We start from the raw sequence: 17,149 nt of genomic DNA on the forward strand, positions 1-17,149 counted from the left end.
CCTCGTTTCATGATGATTTTTTGGACATGCCTCGTCATCACGGTGCTCGCTGGCACAGCCGTCGAGGCCGCCGCCCTCGCCAAGGCGGAAAAGGTCGCGCTCAAGCAGGCGATCGTCGCCTGCAAGGCCGAGGCAAAGGGCAAGAAGATCAAGTGGCTGTCACGCCGGACATACGTCAATCAGTGTGTCGTGACGGCGCTCAAGGAACGTCCCAGCGTCAACGTGGCTCGCATGCTCGAGGAGAACCCGGAGCTGACGAATATTCCCGTGGAGCGATGGCCGGGCTATTAGGGCGTTGACGTCAAGACCTTGCCGCCTTCGCTTGAAGACGCGCAAGGCGTTGCTGCGGGCTACTTCGACGTCGCACGCGCCAGAAAGTCCGTGAGCGCGCGGCGATCCTCGGCGGAGCCGATCCGCTGCTCCGGCATCTTGGTGCCGGGCGTGTAGGCGTTTGGCCCGATCTCGAACAGTTTTGACACGGTCTCCGGCGTCCAGACGATATCCATCGCCTTGAGCGCGTCGGTGAAGCGATAGCCCGGCAGCGAGGCAATCTTCCGGCCGAAGAGCCCCGCAAGCGTCGGCCCGGCACGCTGTACCTCATTCTCCGACAATGTATGGCAGGCAACGCAGGCCCTGAACATTTCGGCGCCGTGATCGCCGACATAGGCAGCGAGCGGATCCGCCGGCGTGCCCAGCACGTTCGACCCGATCGCCGCGCCGGTCAGTGCATTCCAGCGCCTGATCTTGCCGTCAGCACCGCCCGTCAGGAGCGTCGCACCATCGGGCAGGAACGCGACCGACCAGACCGGCGCGCCGAGCCCGGCGAGCGTGCGCATCACGCTGCGCGCCTTGCGATCGACGATCGCAACGGTGCCGTCAATTGCCCCCGTGGCGATCAAAGCCCCGTCTTGCGAGATCGCCAGGGCCACGATCGGCCTGGCGCCAGCCATGACCTCGCCGTTCTCCTTGCCATCGGCGGTCATCATGCGCAGCTTCCCGTCTGCCGCGCCGGTGGCGATTTCGCCATCAGGCGAGATGGCGACGGCATTCAGCGGCGCCGGCATCACAACGATCTCGGGGCTGCCGCCTGCCAAGGGCCAGATCCGCACCGTCAGATCGTAGCCAACGCTCACCAGCGATTTTCCATCGGGGGCAAAGGCCACACCGTTCACGCTTTGCGAGTGACCTTGCAGCACGCGCGTCCCACCATCGGACAGGGATGAAATCCGCACGGTGTGGTCCCACGAGGCCGACGCGAGCTTCGATGTATCGGGCGAGACGACGAGTCCGACAATGGGTCCCGTATGACCTTCGAGAACCTGGTCTGGCTGCAGCCCGCCCGCCGTCCAGATGGCAATCTGGCCGTCCGCACCAGCCGTTGCCATTCGTCCGTCTCCGAGGAAGGCAGCCGCGTTCACCGCACCCGAATGGAAGCGAAGGACCTGTTCGGCCGACTCGGTTGCCAGGGACCATCGGATCGCTGCCGTGTCGAAGCTCCCCGACAAAACCGTCTTGCCATCGCTCGAAACGGCGATTGCGCGGACAGGCCCGCCGTGCCCCGCCAATTGCGCCTGCGCGGGCCGCAGTGGAAGAAGCAGCGATGCCGTCAGAAGGGCGGTGGCGAGACGCAAGGTCAAATCCATTGGCCGTCGGAGACACTCACAGCAAAGCACCCACCGTGCCATTTTGCCCGGCCTTTGCACCATGGCCAAATGCCGTCCCGTGACGTCCCGCGCTTCTTGCCGGCGATCGTTCTGTGGAGATCTTCCGTGGCGTGTCCGTGGCCGACTGGCCTGGCCTCTGGGCAAAAGCGCACCCATTTGATCCAGCTCAACGGGGGTAGCTCATATTCGGTTCCAGGTGCGACAAGCGGCGCCTTGATTGGCGATCGACGTGGTCGCAGTCTTGCAAAAGGCGCCTCAGAGAGCGAGGCCGGACATGCAAGTACACCCGAAAGCCTATCTGCAGCTCATCGCGCGGTTGTGGCACTTTCGCGCGTCGCCGCTGCGAAATCGCGATCCCGACAGCCAGGATGCGTCGGCACTGCTCGTCTACATCGCCGTCGTGTTAGCGCTGCTCTTGGCTGTCCTTGAAATCGATATCCACAGCGCGCAGCTTCAATCCCTGGGACTGCTCGGCGATCCCATCGGGATCAACCCGATTTTCATGGGTCCTTGAGACAGCGCCTGCGACAATTGCTGCGCTCGCGACCCGACCAGCCGCTGGCGCATAGCCGTTCGAGAACATACGAGCCGACCAAGACGTCCAGCTCGGCCACGATTGGTTGAGACGCGTCTACTCCTGTGTTCCCCTTGGAAACACAAGAGATCGATCTACGAAATCTTCAACCGGCAGTTTGCCTTGTTGCGCCTGTCTTTGCATCTCTTGCACCGGCATCCCTGCTACCGATGTGCGACTTACCGGTAATGGATGCGATCGCAGCATATTCGTCGCGGCCACGAAAACCGCGAACACGGCCAAGCCAGAGATCATCAGGAGCTTCACGCGAACCTCCGTTGGTTCTGAGAGAGTCGAAGCTCTGACTAGTGCAAGACTCGAAGTTCCCGTGTGAGATCTCTCACATCTCTCTTTCTCTTGATCATCTCTTGATCATCGCCGGGGCGGCTGTTCCTCGCTCCAGTCATCTGGTGCGCCGTGGAAGGACTGCTGACATTTGCGTTCAATAGGTCTTTCTTGACCTCTCGATGCACACGTCACGCAGCGGCCATGGCGCCTGATGTGCATGACGACGATGAAGCAAAGCAAGACGCGCAAGCGAAACGCGTCAAGCGCCGCGCAAGACAAGCGATAGGAAAGCGAACGTCTGTCAGAATGAGAATGCGCGACTTGTCAGAATGGAAAACTCTTGACGCGCTAAGCCATTGAAAACATTGGAGCGGGTGAAGGGAATCGAACCCTCGTATTCAGCTTGGAAGGCTGCTGCTCTACCATTGAGCTACACCCGCATCTCGCGTTCCCCTAACACGGCCGCGCGGCGGCCTCAACTGCCCCGGATCGGTCTTTCCCGCTTCGCGAAGGGCTTGTTCCCGGCCGCCCGCCCCACCTCTTAACGACGCGGGTATTTGGCCCTATATTGGAGTCTCCCGAAACCAACGAAAGGAGGTGATCCAGTGTCTTATCTCAAGCGCTGTCACCTCGCTGGGATCGCCCGCTAAGCTTTGAACAAGGCTTGGCATCGGGGCGCTCTCAGCCCTGGACCAGCGAGCACAAAATCGGGCGCGACGGGGCCTCCCCGCCGCGCCTTTTTCGTGGGCGGGCGCCGCTCAGGCGGCCGGCTCGCCCGCAAGCACCTCGCGGATCTTCTGCGACAGCTCCGACTTCCGGTATGGCTTCTGAAGCAGCGCCACGCCGGGATCGAGATGTCCTTCGTGGACGATGGTGTTGTCGGTATAGCCGGAGGTGTAGAGCACCCTCGCCCCCGGCCGCCGGAGCCGGACGGCTTCGGCCAGTTCCCGCCCGTTCATGCCGCCGGGCATGATGATGTCCGTGAACAGCAGGTCGAAACTGGCGCCCTGGTCGACCAGCGCGAGGGCGGCTGCGCCGTCGCCGGCCACGAGCGTGCGATAGCCGAGGCTCCCGAGCTGGGCGATGACATAGCCCTGCACCAGCGGATCGTCCTCGACCACGAGTATCGTCTCGTGCCCGCGCGCCGCGGCGGGCGCCTGAGCCGATCCCGTCCTGGTTGCCGCCTCGCCCTCCGATCGCGGCAGGAACAACCGCATCACCGTGCCTTGTCCCTCCTCGCTCTCGATCGCGACGGTGCCGCCGGTCTGGCGGGCAAAGCCGTAGACCATGCTCAGCCCAAGCCCGGTGCCGCGGCCGACCCCCTTGGTGGTGAAGAACGGCTCGAACACGCGCTCGCGGATGTCGGCCGGGATGCCGTGACCGGTGTCGGTCACCGCAATCATCACGAAGGCGCCGCGAATGACGTCGCCGTCGCTGCGCACGCCGTCAAGCTCCCGGTTCGCGGTCTCGAGCGTGAGCCTGCCGCCGTCCGGCATCGCGTCACGCGCGTTGACGGCGAGATTGACGATCGCGGACGAGAGCTGCGACGGATCCGCCATCGCGGACCAGGCGTCGTCCGCGAGCCGGGTCACGATCTCGATATGCTCGCCCAGGATCGGCTTCAGCAGCTTCGCCGTCTCGACCACGAGGGCGTTGACGTCGATCTCGCGCGGCTCCAGCGGCTGGCGGCGCGCGAAGGTCAGCAGCTGCGAGGTGATCTCGGCGCCACGCGCGGCCGCATCGTCGATGAGCTGCGCGATCGCGGCGAACTGGGGCCTGTCCGCAAGCCCTTCCTGGATGATCTCGATGGTGCCGGTGATGACGGTGAGCACGTTGTTGAAGTCGTGCGCGACGCCGCCGGTGAGCTGGCCGATCGCGTCCATCTTCTGGGATTGGCGAAGCCGCTCCTCGGTCTCGTGCTGCTCGGTGAGGTCGGTGGCGGAGCCGCGATAACCCATGAAGCGTCCGTCGGCCGCGAATACCGGCTGGCCGTTGACGCTGAAATGGCGCACGCGTCCGGTCATATCGCGGCCGCGATACTCGAACTTCCGGAACGGCTCGTGGCGATCCAGCACCGCCATGTGCGCGCGCCATTTCTCCGGCTCGGCGTCGTGGTCGAAGGCGGCATCGGTGCGGCGCTTGCCGATCAGCGCCTTATGGTCCATGCCGAAGGCCCCTGCGCGGTCGGATATGTAGGTGAACCGATGATCCGGCCCGGTCTCCCAGAACCAGTCGGACGCGGTCTCGGCATAGTCACGGAAGCGCTGCTCGCTCGCGCGCGCGTCGCCTTCGGCGCGCTGGCGGATTTTCAGGTCGCGCTCGAGATTCGTATTGGCCTCACGCAGCTCGCCATAGGCCCGCTCGAGATTGGCGCACATGGCGTTGAAGGCGTCGATCACCTTGTCCAGTTCGTCCGCATCGTAGGGCGGCCGGCGCTCCAGGTGCAAAGGCGGCGGCGGCCGCACCAGGCTGTACTTGCTGACGAAGTCGGCGATGGCAACAAGGTGCCGCGTCACCAGGAGATGGAACATGTAGATGATGAACAGCGAGACGAGGAACGTCTTCGCCGCCTGGCTTGCCAGGATGATCAGGGCACGGTGCAGCAATTGCTGATAGACCTCGCTCAGCGTCGCCTCGACATGGAGCACGCCGATCGGGCGCGCGGCGCCCTGCACGGAGTAGTTCAGCGGGTAATCGCGCGTGACGATCGAACGGGTGTTCGGCTCGCCGACCGCGACACGGACCGGATTGGGGCGATCAGCGATCTCGCGCACCTCGGCGGCGCGGATGTCGGGCAGCCGCAGGATGCCGTCGAGCTGGAGCTTGAGCTGGTTCTGGTCGAGATTCCACAGGCTTTCGCCGAGGCTGCCGGTGGTGCTCCGGCCGATCTCGTCGAGCCGCGTCTCGATGACGCCGACCTCGCGGTCATAGTCGAGATAGAGCTGAAGCGCGGTCAGCATCAGCGTGACGATTGAGGAGAACAGCAGCACGGCGGCCAGGAGGCGCGGCCCGACGCCGCTGCGCGACCAGTTGAAAATCCGCGACAGCAACGCACCGATCATCGCCGGCGCAAACGCGGCGCCGATCCCGCTCAAATCCTGCTTCGCGGCCGCCGGGGCAACGGCGCGGCCGCGCTTGGAATCCTCGTCGCCTGCGTTGCCCATGCACCACGTCCCCGGAATGGCGGCATCCTGCTCCGGCCGGCAGCGGTCGCGAGCAATTCGATCGTTGAGACTTCCCCTCCACGCGATGCGCGTGGCGATTCCTGTCGGCCCATGGGCGGCTTGAGGTCGGCGGGGTCATATCTTGCGCCCAGCAGCAGGATTCCGGCGCAAACTATCACTTCGCGTGCTAGAATAACATCGGTTAAAGTCCGGAGTCGCCTGCATGGCGGCGAGTGATGGCCGTTGCGGCTGGCGCGCAGGCGCGCGCCACTCCCGGTAGATCGCGCGGGCCTCCGAATCCAGTGGTAGCAAGGCACGACCAAGGAGACGCGTGATGTGGCGGATGGCCATCGCCTGCCTGTCGTTGCTCGCAGCCGGTCCAACGCAGGCGCAGGAGCTGATCCGGCTGGCGCGCATCGCGGACATCCCCGATCAATATGTCGGCGGCGAGATGCTGCGGGCCGTCTACGCCAAGCTCAACATCAGGCTCGAATTCGAGGACGTCCCCGGCAAGCGGGCACTCGCGCTGTCGAGCGCCGGCGAGGTCGACGGCGAAATCCAGCGGATCGGAACGCTCTCGCGCGACTACCCGACGCTGATCCAGGTCACGCCGGCGATCAACTACATCGAGCCCACGGTGTTCACGACGAAACTGCGTTTCGACGTCGCCGGCTGGAATTCGATCAGGGACTACAACATCGGCATCGTCCGCGGCGTCGGCTCATCGGAGGCCGGCACCCGCGACATGGCCCGTGTCACGGCGACCACCAGCCTCGAGAACATGATCCAGATGCTCGATGCCGACCGTTTCGACGTGATGGTCACCGACCTCTTCAGTGGACTCGTCGCGGTGAGGAAGCTCAATCTCCAGGCCAGGATCTACCCACTCTCCCCGCCGCTCGAGCGCATCCACATCTACCACTACCTGCACGAACGTCATCGCGATCTGGTGCCGAAGGTCGGCAAGGTGATCGCGCAGATGGAGGCGAGCGGCGAGCTGGCGGCGCTGCGTGAGGTCCTCGTCAAGCAGGTCCTGAGCGCGCCGTAACAGCGCCGCTCAGGTCGCGCGAAGCCGTTCGCGTAACGCCACAGCGGCGATCAGCACGCCAACACACCAGGCCAAGACCGCCCGGTGAGGCTCCTCGCCGAGCAGCACTGTGAAGATGCTCGCGAGCAGGCATGGCGCGATCGCCTTGCTGCTCCGGCTCGCCAGCGAGACCAGGAACGGCAGCGCGGCAACCGATATTTGCAGGACACCCATCAGCGGAGACCGGTCTCGCCCAAAGCTTCAGAAAAGGCTTCAGAAGCCACAGACATTGACCGCGCGCGGGCGTTTGCCGCGGCGGCTCTCCACGATGCGTTCGCCGCCGTTCTCGGCCGAGCTGCCGTAATAGCGGTGATGACCGCTCTGGTCGTGCAAATCGGCAGGCTCCGATTGTGCCGCCCGCCGTGCGTCGCAGATGATCTTGATAGTGTGACCCGACATTGCCGCCTCCGATGGCCTTCCGTGTTCTTGTGGCCATCAGTCGCCTCGGCTTTGGGCAGCGTTCACACCGCAAGGCGGTAATCGGGTTTCAGGACGGTTTCGTCGAGGCCTGCACGACGCAATATTTTGCGCTCGGGGATTGTCGGCGCCGGCCGCCGTGATACGTCCTTGGGACGCGCGCAGCAAAAGAAAGCGAGGTGACGATGCTCTACGCCATCCTGGCCTATCACGTGGAAGACGAGATCTTGTCCTGGACTCCGGAGGAGGACGCCGCGGTCGTGGCCAAGGTCATCGAGGTTCAGGCGCCGCTCAGGGCAAGCGGACACCTTGGGCCGGCCGCCCGTCTGGACGAGACCCGAAAGGCCCGCACCTTGCGCGGCCCCGGCGCGGGCGTGGTGATGGACGGCCCGTTTGCCGAGACCAAGGAGCAGCTTCTGGGCTTCCACCTCGTGGAATACGACACGGATGACGAGGCGATCGCGGCGGCACGGAAGCTGCGTCAGGTCAATCCGAGTGCCGTCTACGAAATCCGCCCGGTCAAGCTTTATGTGCCGGCCGACGGGTTCGGCGCGACATAAGGGGAAGCGACCACCTTACGCATCCGGTTCGGTTTGCGCACTGTAGAAGCGCTGGATCAGCAGGCCGCCGAAGGCGATGAACCACACGAAGGGTGCGACGTGCGGCGCAAACGCCGCCACGATCGTGCCCGGGATGAACACGAGCAGCGGAAACAGCGATGCCATGATCTCATGGCGCCAGCCGCCCAGGATCGTCCACCACAGCCAGGCATTGAGGCCGGCGATCGCGGTTAGGTGCAAGCCGTAGAGCACGGCAACGGCGCTGCTCATGGCGTAGTTGGTATAGAGGCCGTTGGTCACCGGCAGCAGCACGATCGAGAGCAGGAAGAACAGGTTGAGGATCACCGCGCCGCGGCTGCCCACCGGCTGGCGCGCCAGCCGCCGGTGATGGCTGATCCAGAACACCCCGGCGATGATGAAGCTGAGCGCAAAGCCGGCAAGCTTGCCGGAATAGACATGGGCGAGATCGCTCCAGCCGGGTGCGCCGGTGAAGACGGCGGCCTTGGGCAGATCGTAGGCCAGGAGCGTCATGGCGACACCAAAGATGGTGTTGCTGAGCGACTCCAGCCGCCGCATCTCGAACTGGTCGGGCTTGAGCTCGGTCATGCCGGGCGCGCTCTTCTCGGGCTGGAACCTTGGGCCGTCTTTTCCCTAGGTGTTAAATAAGGTTCCGTCCAGCCGCATTGCGATTCGCGAGGAGATCGCCGAATCTCACGGTTTCACCGGGGCGATTCGTGGCAACATATCTGGACACGCTCAATGCGGAGCAGCGCCGCGCCGTCGAGCATGGCGTGGCCGATGGCGCGACCGTGGGCGCGCCCCTGCTCGTCATCGCCGGTGCCGGCTCGGGCAAGACCAACACGCTGGCCCATCGCGTCGCCCATCTGATCGTTGCGGGTGCCGATCCGCGCCGCATCCTGTTGATGACGTTCTCGCGCCGCGCCGCGGCCGAGATGGCCGGCCGCGTCGAGCGGATCGCCCGAAAGGTGCTCGGGGAGAACAACGCCGCGATCATGCGAGATGCGCTGACCTGGGCCGGCACGTTCCATGGCATCGGCGCGCGCCTCTTGCGCGAATATGCCGAGCGGATCGGCGTCGATCCCGCCTTCACCATCCACGACCGCGAGGATTCCGCCGACCTGATGAATTTGGTTCGGCACGAGCGCGGCCTGTCCAAGACCGAGAGCCGCTTTCCAGCCAAGGGCACGTGCCTGTCGATCTACTCCCGCTGCGTCAACGCCGAGATGGAGATCGAGAAGGTGCTGGGACAGCACTATCCCTGGTGCGTGGGCTGGGCCGCCGAGCTGAAGGGCCTGTTCGCGGCTTACGTCGAGGCCAAGCAGGCCCAGCACGTGCTCGATTACGACGACCTCCTGCTCTACTGGTCGCAGATGATGAGCGACGCGCTGATCGCCGAAGAGATCGGCAGCCGCTTCGATCACGTGCTGGTCGACGAATATCAGGACACCAACCGCCTGCAATCCTCGATCCTGCTGGCGCTGAAGCCCGACGGACGCGGCCTCACCGTGGTCGGCGACGACGCGCAGTCGATCTACTCGTTCCGCGCCGCCACCGTGCGCAACATCCTGGAGTTTCCGCAAAGCTTCTCGCCCTGCGCCGAGATGATCACGCTCGACCGCAACTACCGCTCGACGCAAGCCGTGCTCGCGGCGGCCAACGGTGTCATTGGCCTCGCACGCGAGCGCTTCACCAAGAACCTCTGGACCGACCGCACCTCCGCGCAAAAGCCGCAGCTCGTCACCGTGCACGACGAGGCTGATCAAGCGCGCTACATCGTCGAAGCGGTGCTGGCCAACCGCGAGCAAGGCGCGCTTTTGAAGCACCAGGCGGTGCTGTTCCGGACGTCCTCGCATTCCGGGCCGCTGGAAATCGAGCTGACCCGCCGCAACATCCCGTTCGTAAAGTTCGGCGGGCTGAAGTTTCTCGACGCCGCGCACGTCAAGGATGTGCTGGCGATGCTGCGCTTCGCCGAAAACCCGCGCGACCGCGTTGCGGGCTTCCGCATCCTGCATCTGTTGCCCGGCATCGGCCCCGCGACCGCGCAGCGCGTGCTCGACCAGATGGCGGAGAGCGCCGATCCGCTTGCTGCACTCGGCCAGCTCCCGGTGCCGCCGCGCACCGGCGCGGACTGGACCGACTTCGTCCGCACGACCCAGAATCTGCGCTATTCGGAATGGCCGGCGGATCTCGAACGCGTGCGGCTCTGGTACGAGCCGCATCTCGACCGCATCCACGAGGAGTCCGAGACGCGTCGCGCCGATCTGATGCAGCTCGAGCAGATCGCGAGCGGCTACGCCTCGCGCGAAAAGTTTTTGACCGAGCTCACGCTCGATCCGCCGGACGCGACCAGCGACAAATCCGGGCCACCGCTCCGCGACGAGGACTATCTGATCCTCTCCACCATCCATTCCGCCAAGGGCCAGGAATGGAAGTCGGTATTCGTGCTCAACGTCGTCGACGGCTGCATGCCCTCCGATCTCGGTGCCGGCACCAGCGCCGAGCTCGAGGAGGAACGCCGCCTGCTCTATGTCGCGATGACGCGCGCCAAAGACGATCTCCATCTCGTCGTGCCGCAGCGCTTCTTCACCCACGGCCAAGCCGCCAAGGGCGACCGCCACGTCTACGCCTCGCGCACCCGCTTCATCCCGGAGCAGCTGGTCTATCTGTTCGAGCGCACCGCCTGGCCCAAAGCCGCCGCCGGCGGAGCCCGTACCGCGGCGCAAGGGCCGAAGATCGACATCGGCGCGCGCATGCGCGGGATGTGGCGGTAGGGCCGACTACGCGTTCAGCCTGTCGAACTGGACCTTGCCGGCCTTCAGCACCAGCGGAATGTGCTCGCCCTGGCCGAGCAGGCAAGCGACATCGCGCAGCGGATTGCCGTCGACCACCAGCAGGTCTGCGAGAGCCTCGGGTGCGATCCGGCCGAGCTTGCCCTCCATGCCGAGCACCTCGGCACCAATCACCGTGGCGCTGGCGATGACGGCGCGCGGGCCGAGAATCTCGGCGCGGATGCGGAATTCATCGCTCTGGAGGCGCTGGGACGGCCCGAGCAAATCGCTGCCGAACCCCATCTTCACGCCGGCATCGCGATAGATCGCGAGCGAACGGAGACCCGCGTCGCGGACATCGGCGATCTTGGCGACGCTCTCCGGCGGCAGGCCATACTGCGCGCCCTCGTTGGCCAGCGCCTCATAGGTGACGAGGGTCGGCACCACATAGGCGCCCTTCTCGGCCATCAGCCGCGCGGTCGTCTCATCCACGAGATTGCCGTGCTCGATGGTGCGCACGCCGCAGCGAACCGCGCGCGCGATGGCGGCGGCGGTGTAAGCGTGGGCCAGCACATAGGTCTGGCGCCCGCGCGCTTCCTCGACGATGGCGCGGATCTCGTCCTCGGAGTAGCCGAAGGCGCCGACCGGATCGGTCGGCGAGGCAACGCCGCCGGAGGCCATGATCTTGATCTGGTCGGCGCCCATCTGGAGCTCCTCGCGCGCGGCCCTGCGCACGCCGTCGACGCCGTCGGCGACGCGCGCCAGTGCGCCGACCCGCACGCAGCACGGACATGGTGCGTCACTCGCCAGATAATCCGAGCGCGCCCGCATGTCGCCGTGGCCGCCGGTCTGGCTGAGCGCGCGGCCGGAGACGAACAGCCGCGGGCCGTCAGTGAGGCCGGTCTCGATCGCCTGCTTCAGCGCATGGCCGGCGCCGCCGGCATCGCGGACGGTGGTGAAGCCACGCCGCAGCATGCCGCGCAGCAGCAGCGTCGAGCGCAGCGTCACCAGCACGTTGGGCATGTGCACCTGCTGCGCCAGATTGAGCTCGACCGCCACCGCGTGCACATGCAGGTCGATCAGGCCGGGCATCAGCGTCTTGCCCTTCAGATCGATGGTGCGGTCGGCGGTGACCTGGAGCGGCCGGTCCGAGACCTCCTTGATCAAATTGTCTTCGACCAGCACGTGATGTCCGTCCAGCAGGTCCGGCTGAAGCGGATCGAGCAGAGCGGCGTTCTTGAAGAGGATGCGGGGCATCGCGGCGTCCTGTCAGAAGTGGGCCGGCGCAAGCAACGCCGGCAATGTGAGCTGGGCAAAGGGAAGGCACGCGGCGACATCATCCTCGCCGTACCAGCCCGCCTCATGAAGCAGATTGAGCGAGCCGAGCGTACGTCCGCGCCAGCGCACAGGCATGTTGAGCACGCTCTCGCAGCCGAGCGAGGCGATCAGCTCGTGGTCGGAGAACACCATGCGCAGATCGGCCTGGGTGCGGCCGATATAGGCATCGCCCCGATCGAGCACGGCCTCGGTCCACGGGCCCGGCGCGAGGCGCTTGCGTCCGCCGGTCGGATATGGGCCGGGGAGATTGGAATAGATCCGCGCCGCTTCACCGCTGTCGCCGTCATAGGTCAGGATCGTGAACAGCTTGTGCCCGATCGCTGACTTCACGGCTTCGTCCAGCGCCACGAACAGCGCATCCGGCTGATCCACCCTGCCCTGCGCCGCCGCGACGGCACAGAGCAGCGGATCGGCCTGGGGTTTGGTCCGCGTCATGCAACTTCACCCGCCGCAATCTCTTCCAGCGAACGGCCGCGGGTCGGCACGCCCATCAGCACGACGGTCACCGCCCCGAGCAGCAGCACGGTGGTGGTGACGCCGAACACGCCGGCGAAGCCGAAATTGGGATAGAGATAGCCGACCAGGATCGGCGAGACGATCGCGCCGATGCGGCCGATCGCAGAGGCAAGCCCGGCACCGGTGGTCCTGACCGGCGTCGGGAACACCTCAGCGGTATAGGCATAGACGCCCGCATAGGTGCCGTTCATGAACAGGGACAGGAAGATTCCCGCCGCCATGATCTGCTGGTCGCTCTGCGCGAAGGCGAGCCCGAGCGCGCTGGCGCCGCCGAGCACCATGTAGGTCGCGATCGTCGCCTGCCGGCCGATACGCTCGTTGAAATACGCGGCGCTGAAATAACCGGGGATCTGCGCGCAATAGATCGCGATCGAATAGGCGAAGCTCTTGGTGATGCTCATGCCGTTCTGAACCAGCAGGCCGGGGATCCAGACGAAGAAGGAATAATAGCTGAAGGTGATCGCCAGCCACATGATCCAGGTCATGATGGTGATGCGCGCCTGCCGGCCTGCGAGGAGCGCGGCGAAATTGGCGAGCAGCGTTCCGGTCGCGCCCTGCGGCGCGACGGCTTCGACGACCGGCTGCGGCAGGACATGGCCCTGGCGCGCAAAGCCCGCCTCGATCGTGTCCAGCAAGGCTTCGGCTTCCTTCTCCCTGCCGCGGCTTTCGAGCCAGCGCGGCGATTCGGGCAAGGCCCTGCGCCACCACAACAGCATGACCACCGGCACCGCGGTGATGACCAGCACGATGCGCCAGCCGTTCTCATAGGCGGGCACGATGAAGTAGCCGAGCAGCGCCGCCGCAACGAAGCCGAAGGAGAAGAAGCCGGCCAGTGCGCCGGTGAAGCTGCCGCGGTAGCGCCGCGCGACGAACTCCGCGAGATAGGGCGCGATGATCGCGCTCTCCGCGCCGGTGCCCATGCCGGCGACGACGCGGGCGGCGAAGAAGGACGGCCATGTATCGACCATCGCACTCACGATGGACGCCGCGCAATACAGCGCAAGCGCCGACATCATCACGGCGCGGCGGCCGATCAGGTCACCCAGCGTGCCCGCCAGCAACGCGCCGAACAGGAAGCCGATATAGGTGCTGCTGCCGAGCACGCCGATCTGCACGCTCGACAGATTCCACGCGGTGCGCAGCACCGGCAGGATGAAGGCCAGCACCGCCGCATCCATCGCGTCGAACATGTAGCCGAGCCCGCCCATCAGTAGCAGATGCTTGTGGAAGCGAGCGAACGGAAGGCGCTCGATGCGCGCCGATATCATCGACATGAAAGTCCCCTCAGTCTGGCGGCCCGGCGCACCGCGTGTCCCTCAGGGAACCATAGACAAGGAGATATTATCGTCATAATTTATAATCATGATCTAATATATCACTGTGGTGAATGTTCGTGTCGTTCCGTGCACTCGACCTCAACCTCTTGAAAGTCTTCGAGGCGCTGATGACCGAGGGCAGCGTCACGCGCGCGGCGAGCGCGCTGACGATGACCCAGCCCGCGGTCAGCAACGCGCTGGCGCGGCTGCGCGACGCGCTCGGCGATCCCCTGTTCGTGAGATCCGGCACCGGCATCCGTCCCACCCAGCGCGCCGTGGTGCTGTGGGAGCCGATCGGCGAAGCGCTGGAAAGCGTGCGTGGTGCGCTCGACGAGCAGGTGTTCGATCCCGGCCGCGCGCAGACCGAGTTCAGCCTGTCGATGTCGGACTACGTCTCCTCGCTCGTGATGCCGGACCTCCTCGGCCATCTCGGCAAGGTCGCGCCCAAGGCGCGGGTCCATACCGTCCCCAACACCATCCTGGAGATCGCCGACCAGCTCGAGGACAACAGGGTCGACTGCGTCATGAGCGTCTATGTCAACGAGGCGCAACAACCGGCCGCCATTCGCTCGCGCTCGCTGTGGACCGTCGACTATGCCTGCTTCATGCGGCGCGGCCATCCGCTCGCGGGCATGAAGCGGCTCAGCACCCGCACTTTCCTCAACGCGGGCCACGTCGATGTGAGCCTCGCGGGCAAGACCATGCCGTCCTACGACCTCTTTCTCGCCTCGCGCGGGCTGTCACGCAACCTGGTCGCGACCGTCAATCACTACAGCGCCGCCTACGAGGTCGTGCGCCAGTCCGACCTGATCGCCGTGCTGCCGAGCGACCTGCGTTCGCAATCTAGGCATGCGCCGTTGCTGCACGCCATGCCGCTTCCGCTTCAGGCGCCGCCGCGCATCGTCAGCCTGTTCTGGCACCAGCGCAACGACACCGTGCCGGCGCAGCGCTGGCTGCGCGAGACCCTGGTCGAGATGTTCGCCAGATCCGATTGAACCCGCCGGCGTGATGCAAAACCGGAAACCGTGCCTTTCCCGGAGCGGCATTGCCGAAGCGGCCTCCGCGCCCTAGCTGCACGGCGAGCCATTTCCTCCCACATGACGGGCGCCGCCCGCGTCCTGCAGAGACCCGATCGATGACCGCATCGCTTCAATTCGGACTGGATACCTTTGGCGACGTCACCAAGGACGCCGACGGCACCATGCTTTCCCATGCGCGGGTGATCCGCAACGTCGTCGATGAGGCGGTGCTGGCCGACGAGCTCGGCCTCGACTTCATTGGCCTCGGCGAACATCACCGTTCTGATTTTGCGATCTCCTCGCCCGAGACCGTGCTCGCCGCGATCGCATCGCGCACCAGGCGCATCCATCTCGGCTCGGCCGTGACGGTGTTGAGCTCGGACGATCCGATCCGCGTCTTCCAGCGCTTTGCCACGCTCGATGCGCTCTCCAACGGGCGCGCCGAGGTGATCCTCGGCCGCGGTTCCTTTACCGAATCCTTTCCGCTGTTCGGTTTTGACCTGCGTTCTTACGAAACGCTGTTCGAGGAGAAGCTCGATCTGTTCGCGGCGCTGCTGTCGCAGAAGCCGGTGACCTGGCAAGGCAAGCTGCGCCCGCCATTGAAGGATCAGCTGGTCTATCCCCCCGTCGAGAACGGCCAGCTCAAAACCTGGATCGGTGTCGGCGGCAGCCCGCAATCGGTGGTGCGCGCGGCGCATTACGACCTGCCTTTGATGCTCGCGATCATCGGCGGCGATCCCGCGCGCTTTGCACCTTACGTCGATCTCTATCACCGCGCCTTCAAGGAATTCGGCCGCCCGGCCCAGCCGATCGGCGTGCACTCGCCCGGCTATGTCGCGGAAACGGATGGAGAGGCGCGCGAGGAGCTCTGGCCCGACTACAAGGCCATGCGCGATCGCATCGGCAAGGAACGCGGCTGGCCGCCGATGGGCCGCGACGAGTTCGTGAACGAAGCCGAGCACGGCTCGCTCTATGTCGGCTCGCCGGAAACCGTGGCGCGCAAGATCGCGGCGACCGCGAAGGCGCTCGGGATTTCACGGTTTCAGTTGAAATATTCGGCCGGCCCCCTGCCGCACGAGAAGCTGATGAAGAGTATCGAGCTTTATGGGCGCAAGGTGGTGCCGATGGTGCGGGAGATGATGGGGTGACTTACGCTCCGAGGCAGTCCGCCTACGCCCTCCGGGCTACGGCGTGACAGCCTTCGCTAGCTTCGCGTGACGATGATTTGGGCTGGCTTGCCCAGCCGTAGCTCGCGAAGCGAGCGAAGGCTGGTGGGGGAGGCAGGACTCGAACCTGCGAAGCCATGAGGCGGCTGATTTACAGTCAGCTCCCTTTGCCACTCGGGACACTCCCCCGCTCGACGGCAGCACAATCGGGCCGGACCTTGCCGGCGACCGAGAACGGCCATGGAACGTGAAGGCCGCGACAGCCCGGATGGGGGCGCGACCGGGCGCGTTTATGGGCGATGCGGTGGGGCAAAGTCAACCGAGGCGAACAGCTAAAATCGCCCTCGCAGGCGCTCAAATTGCCATATTACGGGACCCGTGACACAAGCGAGCCCATGAAGGATCGAAAATTCACCTCCAAGGGCTCCCGCGGCGGGGCTAAGCCCTTCAACAGGCCCGGGAAATCGGCCGGCCGGCCGGCCTGGCGCGACCGTGATTCGGCATCCGACGGGCCGGTCATCCTCTATGGCTGGCACAGCGTCACCATGGCGCTGCAAAACCCGGCGCGGCGGATCCGCAAGCTGACGCTGACCGAGAACGCCGCAAGGCGCCTCGCCGAAGAGAATATCGAGACCCGCGTCACGCCCGAGATCGTCCGGCCCCAGGAGATCGACCGCCTGCTGTCGCCCGACGCCGTGCATCAGGGCCTGCTCGCCGAGGCCGATCCCCTGCCCTCACCCGACATCGAGACCTTGACGCCGGAGGGCATGGTGCTGGTGCTCGACCAGATCACCGATCCGCACAATGTCGGCGCCATCCTGCGCTCCGCCGCGGCCTTCGCGGTGAAGGCGATCGTCACCACCGCGCGCCACAGCCCGGAAGCGACCGGCGTGCTCGCGAAAGCCGCCTCCGGCGCGCTCGAGCTGGTGCCCGTCGTGACGGTGCAAAACCTCGCCCGCGCGCTGACCGCGCTGAACGAGCGCGGCTTCCAGACCGTCGGGCTCGACAGCGAAGGCAGCGAGGACCTCTCAAACGTCGCACTGCGCGAACCGCTGGCGCTCGTGCTCGGCGCGGAAGGAAAAGGCCTGCGGCAATTGACGCGCGAGACCTGCAGCGTCGTGGCGCGGCTCGACATGCCCGGCGAGATCAAGAGCCTCAACGTCTCCAACGCAGCCGCACTCTCGCTCTATGTCGGCGCGAGCCGGCTCGGGCTGATGAAGCGGTAGCCGCGGACGCAACTACGCTCCCTCG

General features: G+C 65.5%; 17 protein-coding genes and 2 tRNA genes. 8 read left to right on the top strand and 11 right to left on the bottom strand.

Translation table 11 applies throughout. The annotated features are described in order from the left end of the window. The first annotated feature begins 9 nt into the window (after nucleotides 1–9). Complete coding sequence (locus AAFG50_RS26430) at nucleotides 10–291, top strand: hypothetical protein (protein WP_342714011.1); 282 nt, start codon at nucleotides 10–12, stop codon at nucleotides 289–291. Between the two features lie 59 nt (nucleotides 292–350). Here the strand turns inward: AAFG50_RS26430 and AAFG50_RS26435 are convergent, their stop codons facing one another. Further along, nucleotides 351–1,643 (bottom strand): c-type cytochrome, encoded by a 1,293-nt coding sequence (locus AAFG50_RS26435; protein WP_028176007.1) that lies wholly within the window; start codon nucleotides 1,641–1,643, stop codon nucleotides 351–353. A gap of 295 nt (nucleotides 1,644–1,938) precedes the next feature. On the opposite strand from AAFG50_RS26435, the gene AAFG50_RS26440 reads away from it, so the two are divergent. After that, nucleotides 1,939–2,178 (top strand): hypothetical protein, encoded by a 240-nt coding sequence (locus AAFG50_RS26440; protein ID WP_028176006.1) that lies wholly within the window; start codon nucleotides 1,939–1,941, stop codon nucleotides 2,176–2,178. Nucleotides 2,179–2,295: 117 nt separating this feature from the next. Here the strand turns inward: AAFG50_RS26440 and AAFG50_RS26445 are convergent, their stop codons facing one another. The 3 genes from AAFG50_RS26445 to AAFG50_RS26455 form a co-directional block, all read right to left on the bottom strand. Then, on the bottom strand, nucleotides 2,296–2,505 hold the full coding sequence (locus AAFG50_RS26445; protein WP_011088234.1) for a hypothetical protein: 210 nt from the start codon (nucleotides 2,503–2,505) through the stop codon (nucleotides 2,296–2,298). 387 nt (nucleotides 2,506–2,892) lie between these two features. Further along, nucleotides 2,893–2,966: transfer RNA gene (locus AAFG50_RS26450), tRNA-Gly, on the bottom strand. A gap of 318 nt (nucleotides 2,967–3,284) precedes the next feature. Beyond that, nucleotides 3,285–5,690: an ATP-binding protein gene (locus AAFG50_RS26455; RefSeq protein ID WP_028176005.1), complete on the bottom strand. Its 2,406-nt coding sequence runs from the start codon at nucleotides 5,688–5,690 to the stop codon at nucleotides 3,285–3,287. Between the two features lie 334 nt (nucleotides 5,691–6,024). On the opposite strand from AAFG50_RS26455, the gene AAFG50_RS26460 reads away from it, so the two are divergent. Continuing rightward, nucleotides 6,025–6,738 carry a transporter substrate-binding domain-containing protein gene (locus AAFG50_RS26460; RefSeq protein ID WP_028176004.1) on the top strand — a complete coding sequence of 238 codons (714 nt, stop codon included), beginning with the start codon at nucleotides 6,025–6,027 and terminating at the stop codon, nucleotides 6,736–6,738. A gap of 9 nt (nucleotides 6,739–6,747) precedes the next feature. On the opposite strand, the gene AAFG50_RS26465 is transcribed toward AAFG50_RS26460, so the two are convergent. Beyond that, a complete protein-coding gene (locus AAFG50_RS26465) occupies nucleotides 6,748–6,951 on the bottom strand; it encodes a hypothetical protein (protein ID WP_011088238.1) in 204 nt (67 codons plus the stop codon). 39 nt (nucleotides 6,952–6,990) lie between these two features. Next, entirely contained in the window at nucleotides 6,991–7,176 is a 186-nt protein-coding gene (locus AAFG50_RS26470; protein WP_027549099.1) for a hypothetical protein, read from the bottom strand. 203 nt (nucleotides 7,177–7,379) lie between these two features. Here AAFG50_RS26470 and AAFG50_RS26475 point away from each other — a divergent pair, with 203 nt between their 5' ends. After that, the gene (locus AAFG50_RS26475; RefSeq protein WP_028176003.1) at nucleotides 7,380–7,754 is read left to right on the top strand and encodes a YciI family protein; all 375 of its coding nucleotides are present in this window, start codon (nucleotides 7,380–7,382) and stop codon (nucleotides 7,752–7,754) included. 15 nt (nucleotides 7,755–7,769) lie between these two features. Here AAFG50_RS26475 and AAFG50_RS26480 read toward each other — a convergent pair whose 3' ends face one another. After that, the gene (locus tag AAFG50_RS26480) at nucleotides 7,770–8,360 is read right to left on the bottom strand and encodes a TMEM175 family protein (RefSeq protein WP_028176002.1); all 591 of its coding nucleotides are present in this window, start codon (nucleotides 8,358–8,360) and stop codon (nucleotides 7,770–7,772) included. Between the two features lie 128 nt (nucleotides 8,361–8,488). Here AAFG50_RS26480 and AAFG50_RS26485 point away from each other — a divergent pair, with 128 nt between their 5' ends. Beyond that, on the top strand, nucleotides 8,489–10,546 hold the full coding sequence (locus AAFG50_RS26485; RefSeq protein WP_028176001.1) for an ATP-dependent helicase: 2,058 nt from the start codon (nucleotides 8,489–8,491) through the stop codon (nucleotides 10,544–10,546). Between the two features lie 6 nt (nucleotides 10,547–10,552). Here AAFG50_RS26485 and AAFG50_RS26490 read toward each other — a convergent pair whose 3' ends face one another. From AAFG50_RS26490 to AAFG50_RS26500, 3 genes are read right to left on the bottom strand one after another with little or no spacing between them, the layout of a single operon-like run. Further along, on the bottom strand, nucleotides 10,553–11,800 hold the full coding sequence (locus AAFG50_RS26490) for an amidohydrolase family protein (RefSeq protein WP_028176000.1): 1,248 nt from the start codon (nucleotides 11,798–11,800) through the stop codon (nucleotides 10,553–10,555). Between the two features lie 12 nt (nucleotides 11,801–11,812). Next, complete coding sequence (locus AAFG50_RS26495) at nucleotides 11,813–12,316, bottom strand: GAF domain-containing protein (protein ID WP_028175999.1); 504 nt, start codon at nucleotides 12,314–12,316, stop codon at nucleotides 11,813–11,815. Beyond that, nucleotides 12,313–13,671, bottom strand: coding sequence for an MFS transporter (locus AAFG50_RS26500; RefSeq protein ID WP_028175998.1), 1,359 nt, complete (start codon nucleotides 13,669–13,671; stop codon nucleotides 12,313–12,315). Before AAFG50_RS26500 ends, AAFG50_RS26495 begins: the two co-directional genes overlap by 4 nt. Nucleotides 13,672–13,784: 113 nt before the next feature. Between AAFG50_RS26500 and AAFG50_RS26505 the strand changes: the two genes are divergently transcribed. Next, entirely contained in the window at nucleotides 13,785–14,708 is a 924-nt protein-coding gene (locus tag AAFG50_RS26505; RefSeq protein ID WP_028175997.1) for a LysR family transcriptional regulator, read from the top strand. Between the two features lie 140 nt (nucleotides 14,709–14,848). Then, nucleotides 14,849–15,880, top strand: a complete 1,032-nt coding sequence (locus AAFG50_RS26510; RefSeq protein WP_028175996.1) for an LLM class flavin-dependent oxidoreductase — start codon at nucleotides 14,849–14,851, stop codon at nucleotides 15,878–15,880. 121 nt (nucleotides 15,881–16,001) lie between these two features. On the opposite strand, the gene AAFG50_RS26515 is transcribed toward AAFG50_RS26510, so the two are convergent. Continuing rightward, nucleotides 16,002–16,087 (bottom strand) — tRNA-Tyr (locus AAFG50_RS26515). A 206-nt stretch (nucleotides 16,088–16,293) separates the two neighbouring features. Here AAFG50_RS26515 and rlmB point away from each other — a divergent pair. After that, the gene (gene rlmB / locus AAFG50_RS26520; protein ID WP_028175995.1) at nucleotides 16,294–17,124 is read left to right on the top strand and encodes a 23S rRNA (guanosine(2251)-2'-O)-methyltransferase RlmB; all 831 of its coding nucleotides are present in this window, start codon (nucleotides 16,294–16,296) and stop codon (nucleotides 17,122–17,124) included. Nucleotides 17,125–17,149 lie beyond the last annotated feature (25 nt).

Source organism: Bradyrhizobium sp. B039, assembly GCF_038965675.1.
In the GTDB taxonomy this organism is placed as follows: Bacteria; Pseudomonadota; Alphaproteobacteria; order Rhizobiales; family Xanthobacteraceae; genus Bradyrhizobium; species Bradyrhizobium diazoefficiens.

Excerpts from the sequence above, each read along its gene's own strand:
- AAFG50_RS26430 (WP_342714011.1), top strand. The coding sequence starts at position 10 with ATGATGATTTTTTGGACATGCCTCGTCATCACGGTGCTCGCTGGCACA.
- AAFG50_RS26435 (WP_028176007.1), bottom strand. The coding sequence starts at position 1,643 with ATGGATTTGACCTTGCGTCTCGCCACCGCCCTTCTGACGGCATCGCTG.
- AAFG50_RS26440 (WP_028176006.1), top strand. The coding sequence starts at position 1,939 with ATGCAAGTACACCCGAAAGCCTATCTGCAGCTCATCGCGCGGTTGTGG.
- AAFG50_RS26455 (WP_028176005.1), bottom strand. The coding sequence starts at position 5,690 with ATGGGCAACGCAGGCGACGAGGATTCCAAGCGCGGCCGCGCCGTTGCC.
- AAFG50_RS26460 (WP_028176004.1), top strand. The coding sequence starts at position 6,025 with ATGTGGCGGATGGCCATCGCCTGCCTGTCGTTGCTCGCAGCCGGTCCA.
- AAFG50_RS26465 (WP_011088238.1), bottom strand. The coding sequence starts at position 6,951 with ATGGGTGTCCTGCAAATATCGGTTGCCGCGCTGCCGTTCCTGGTCTCG.
- AAFG50_RS26470 (WP_027549099.1), bottom strand. The coding sequence starts at position 7,176 with ATGTCGGGTCACACTATCAAGATCATCTGCGACGCACGGCGGGCGGCA.
- AAFG50_RS26475 (WP_028176003.1), top strand. The coding sequence starts at position 7,380 with ATGCTCTACGCCATCCTGGCCTATCACGTGGAAGACGAGATCTTGTCC.
- AAFG50_RS26480 (WP_028176002.1), bottom strand. The coding sequence starts at position 8,360 with ATGACCGAGCTCAAGCCCGACCAGTTCGAGATGCGGCGGCTGGAGTCG.
- AAFG50_RS26490 (WP_028176000.1), bottom strand. The coding sequence starts at position 11,800 with ATGCCCCGCATCCTCTTCAAGAACGCCGCTCTGCTCGATCCGCTTCAG.
- AAFG50_RS26495 (WP_028175999.1), bottom strand. The coding sequence starts at position 12,316 with ATGACGCGGACCAAACCCCAGGCCGATCCGCTGCTCTGTGCCGTCGCG.
- AAFG50_RS26500 (WP_028175998.1), bottom strand. The coding sequence starts at position 13,671 with ATGTCGATGATATCGGCGCGCATCGAGCGCCTTCCGTTCGCTCGCTTC.
- AAFG50_RS26505 (WP_028175997.1), top strand. The coding sequence starts at position 13,785 with ATGTTCGTGTCGTTCCGTGCACTCGACCTCAACCTCTTGAAAGTCTTC.
- AAFG50_RS26510 (WP_028175996.1), top strand. The coding sequence starts at position 14,849 with ATGACCGCATCGCTTCAATTCGGACTGGATACCTTTGGCGACGTCACC.
- rlmB (WP_028175995.1), top strand. The coding sequence starts at position 16,294 with ATGAAGGATCGAAAATTCACCTCCAAGGGCTCCCGCGGCGGGGCTAAG.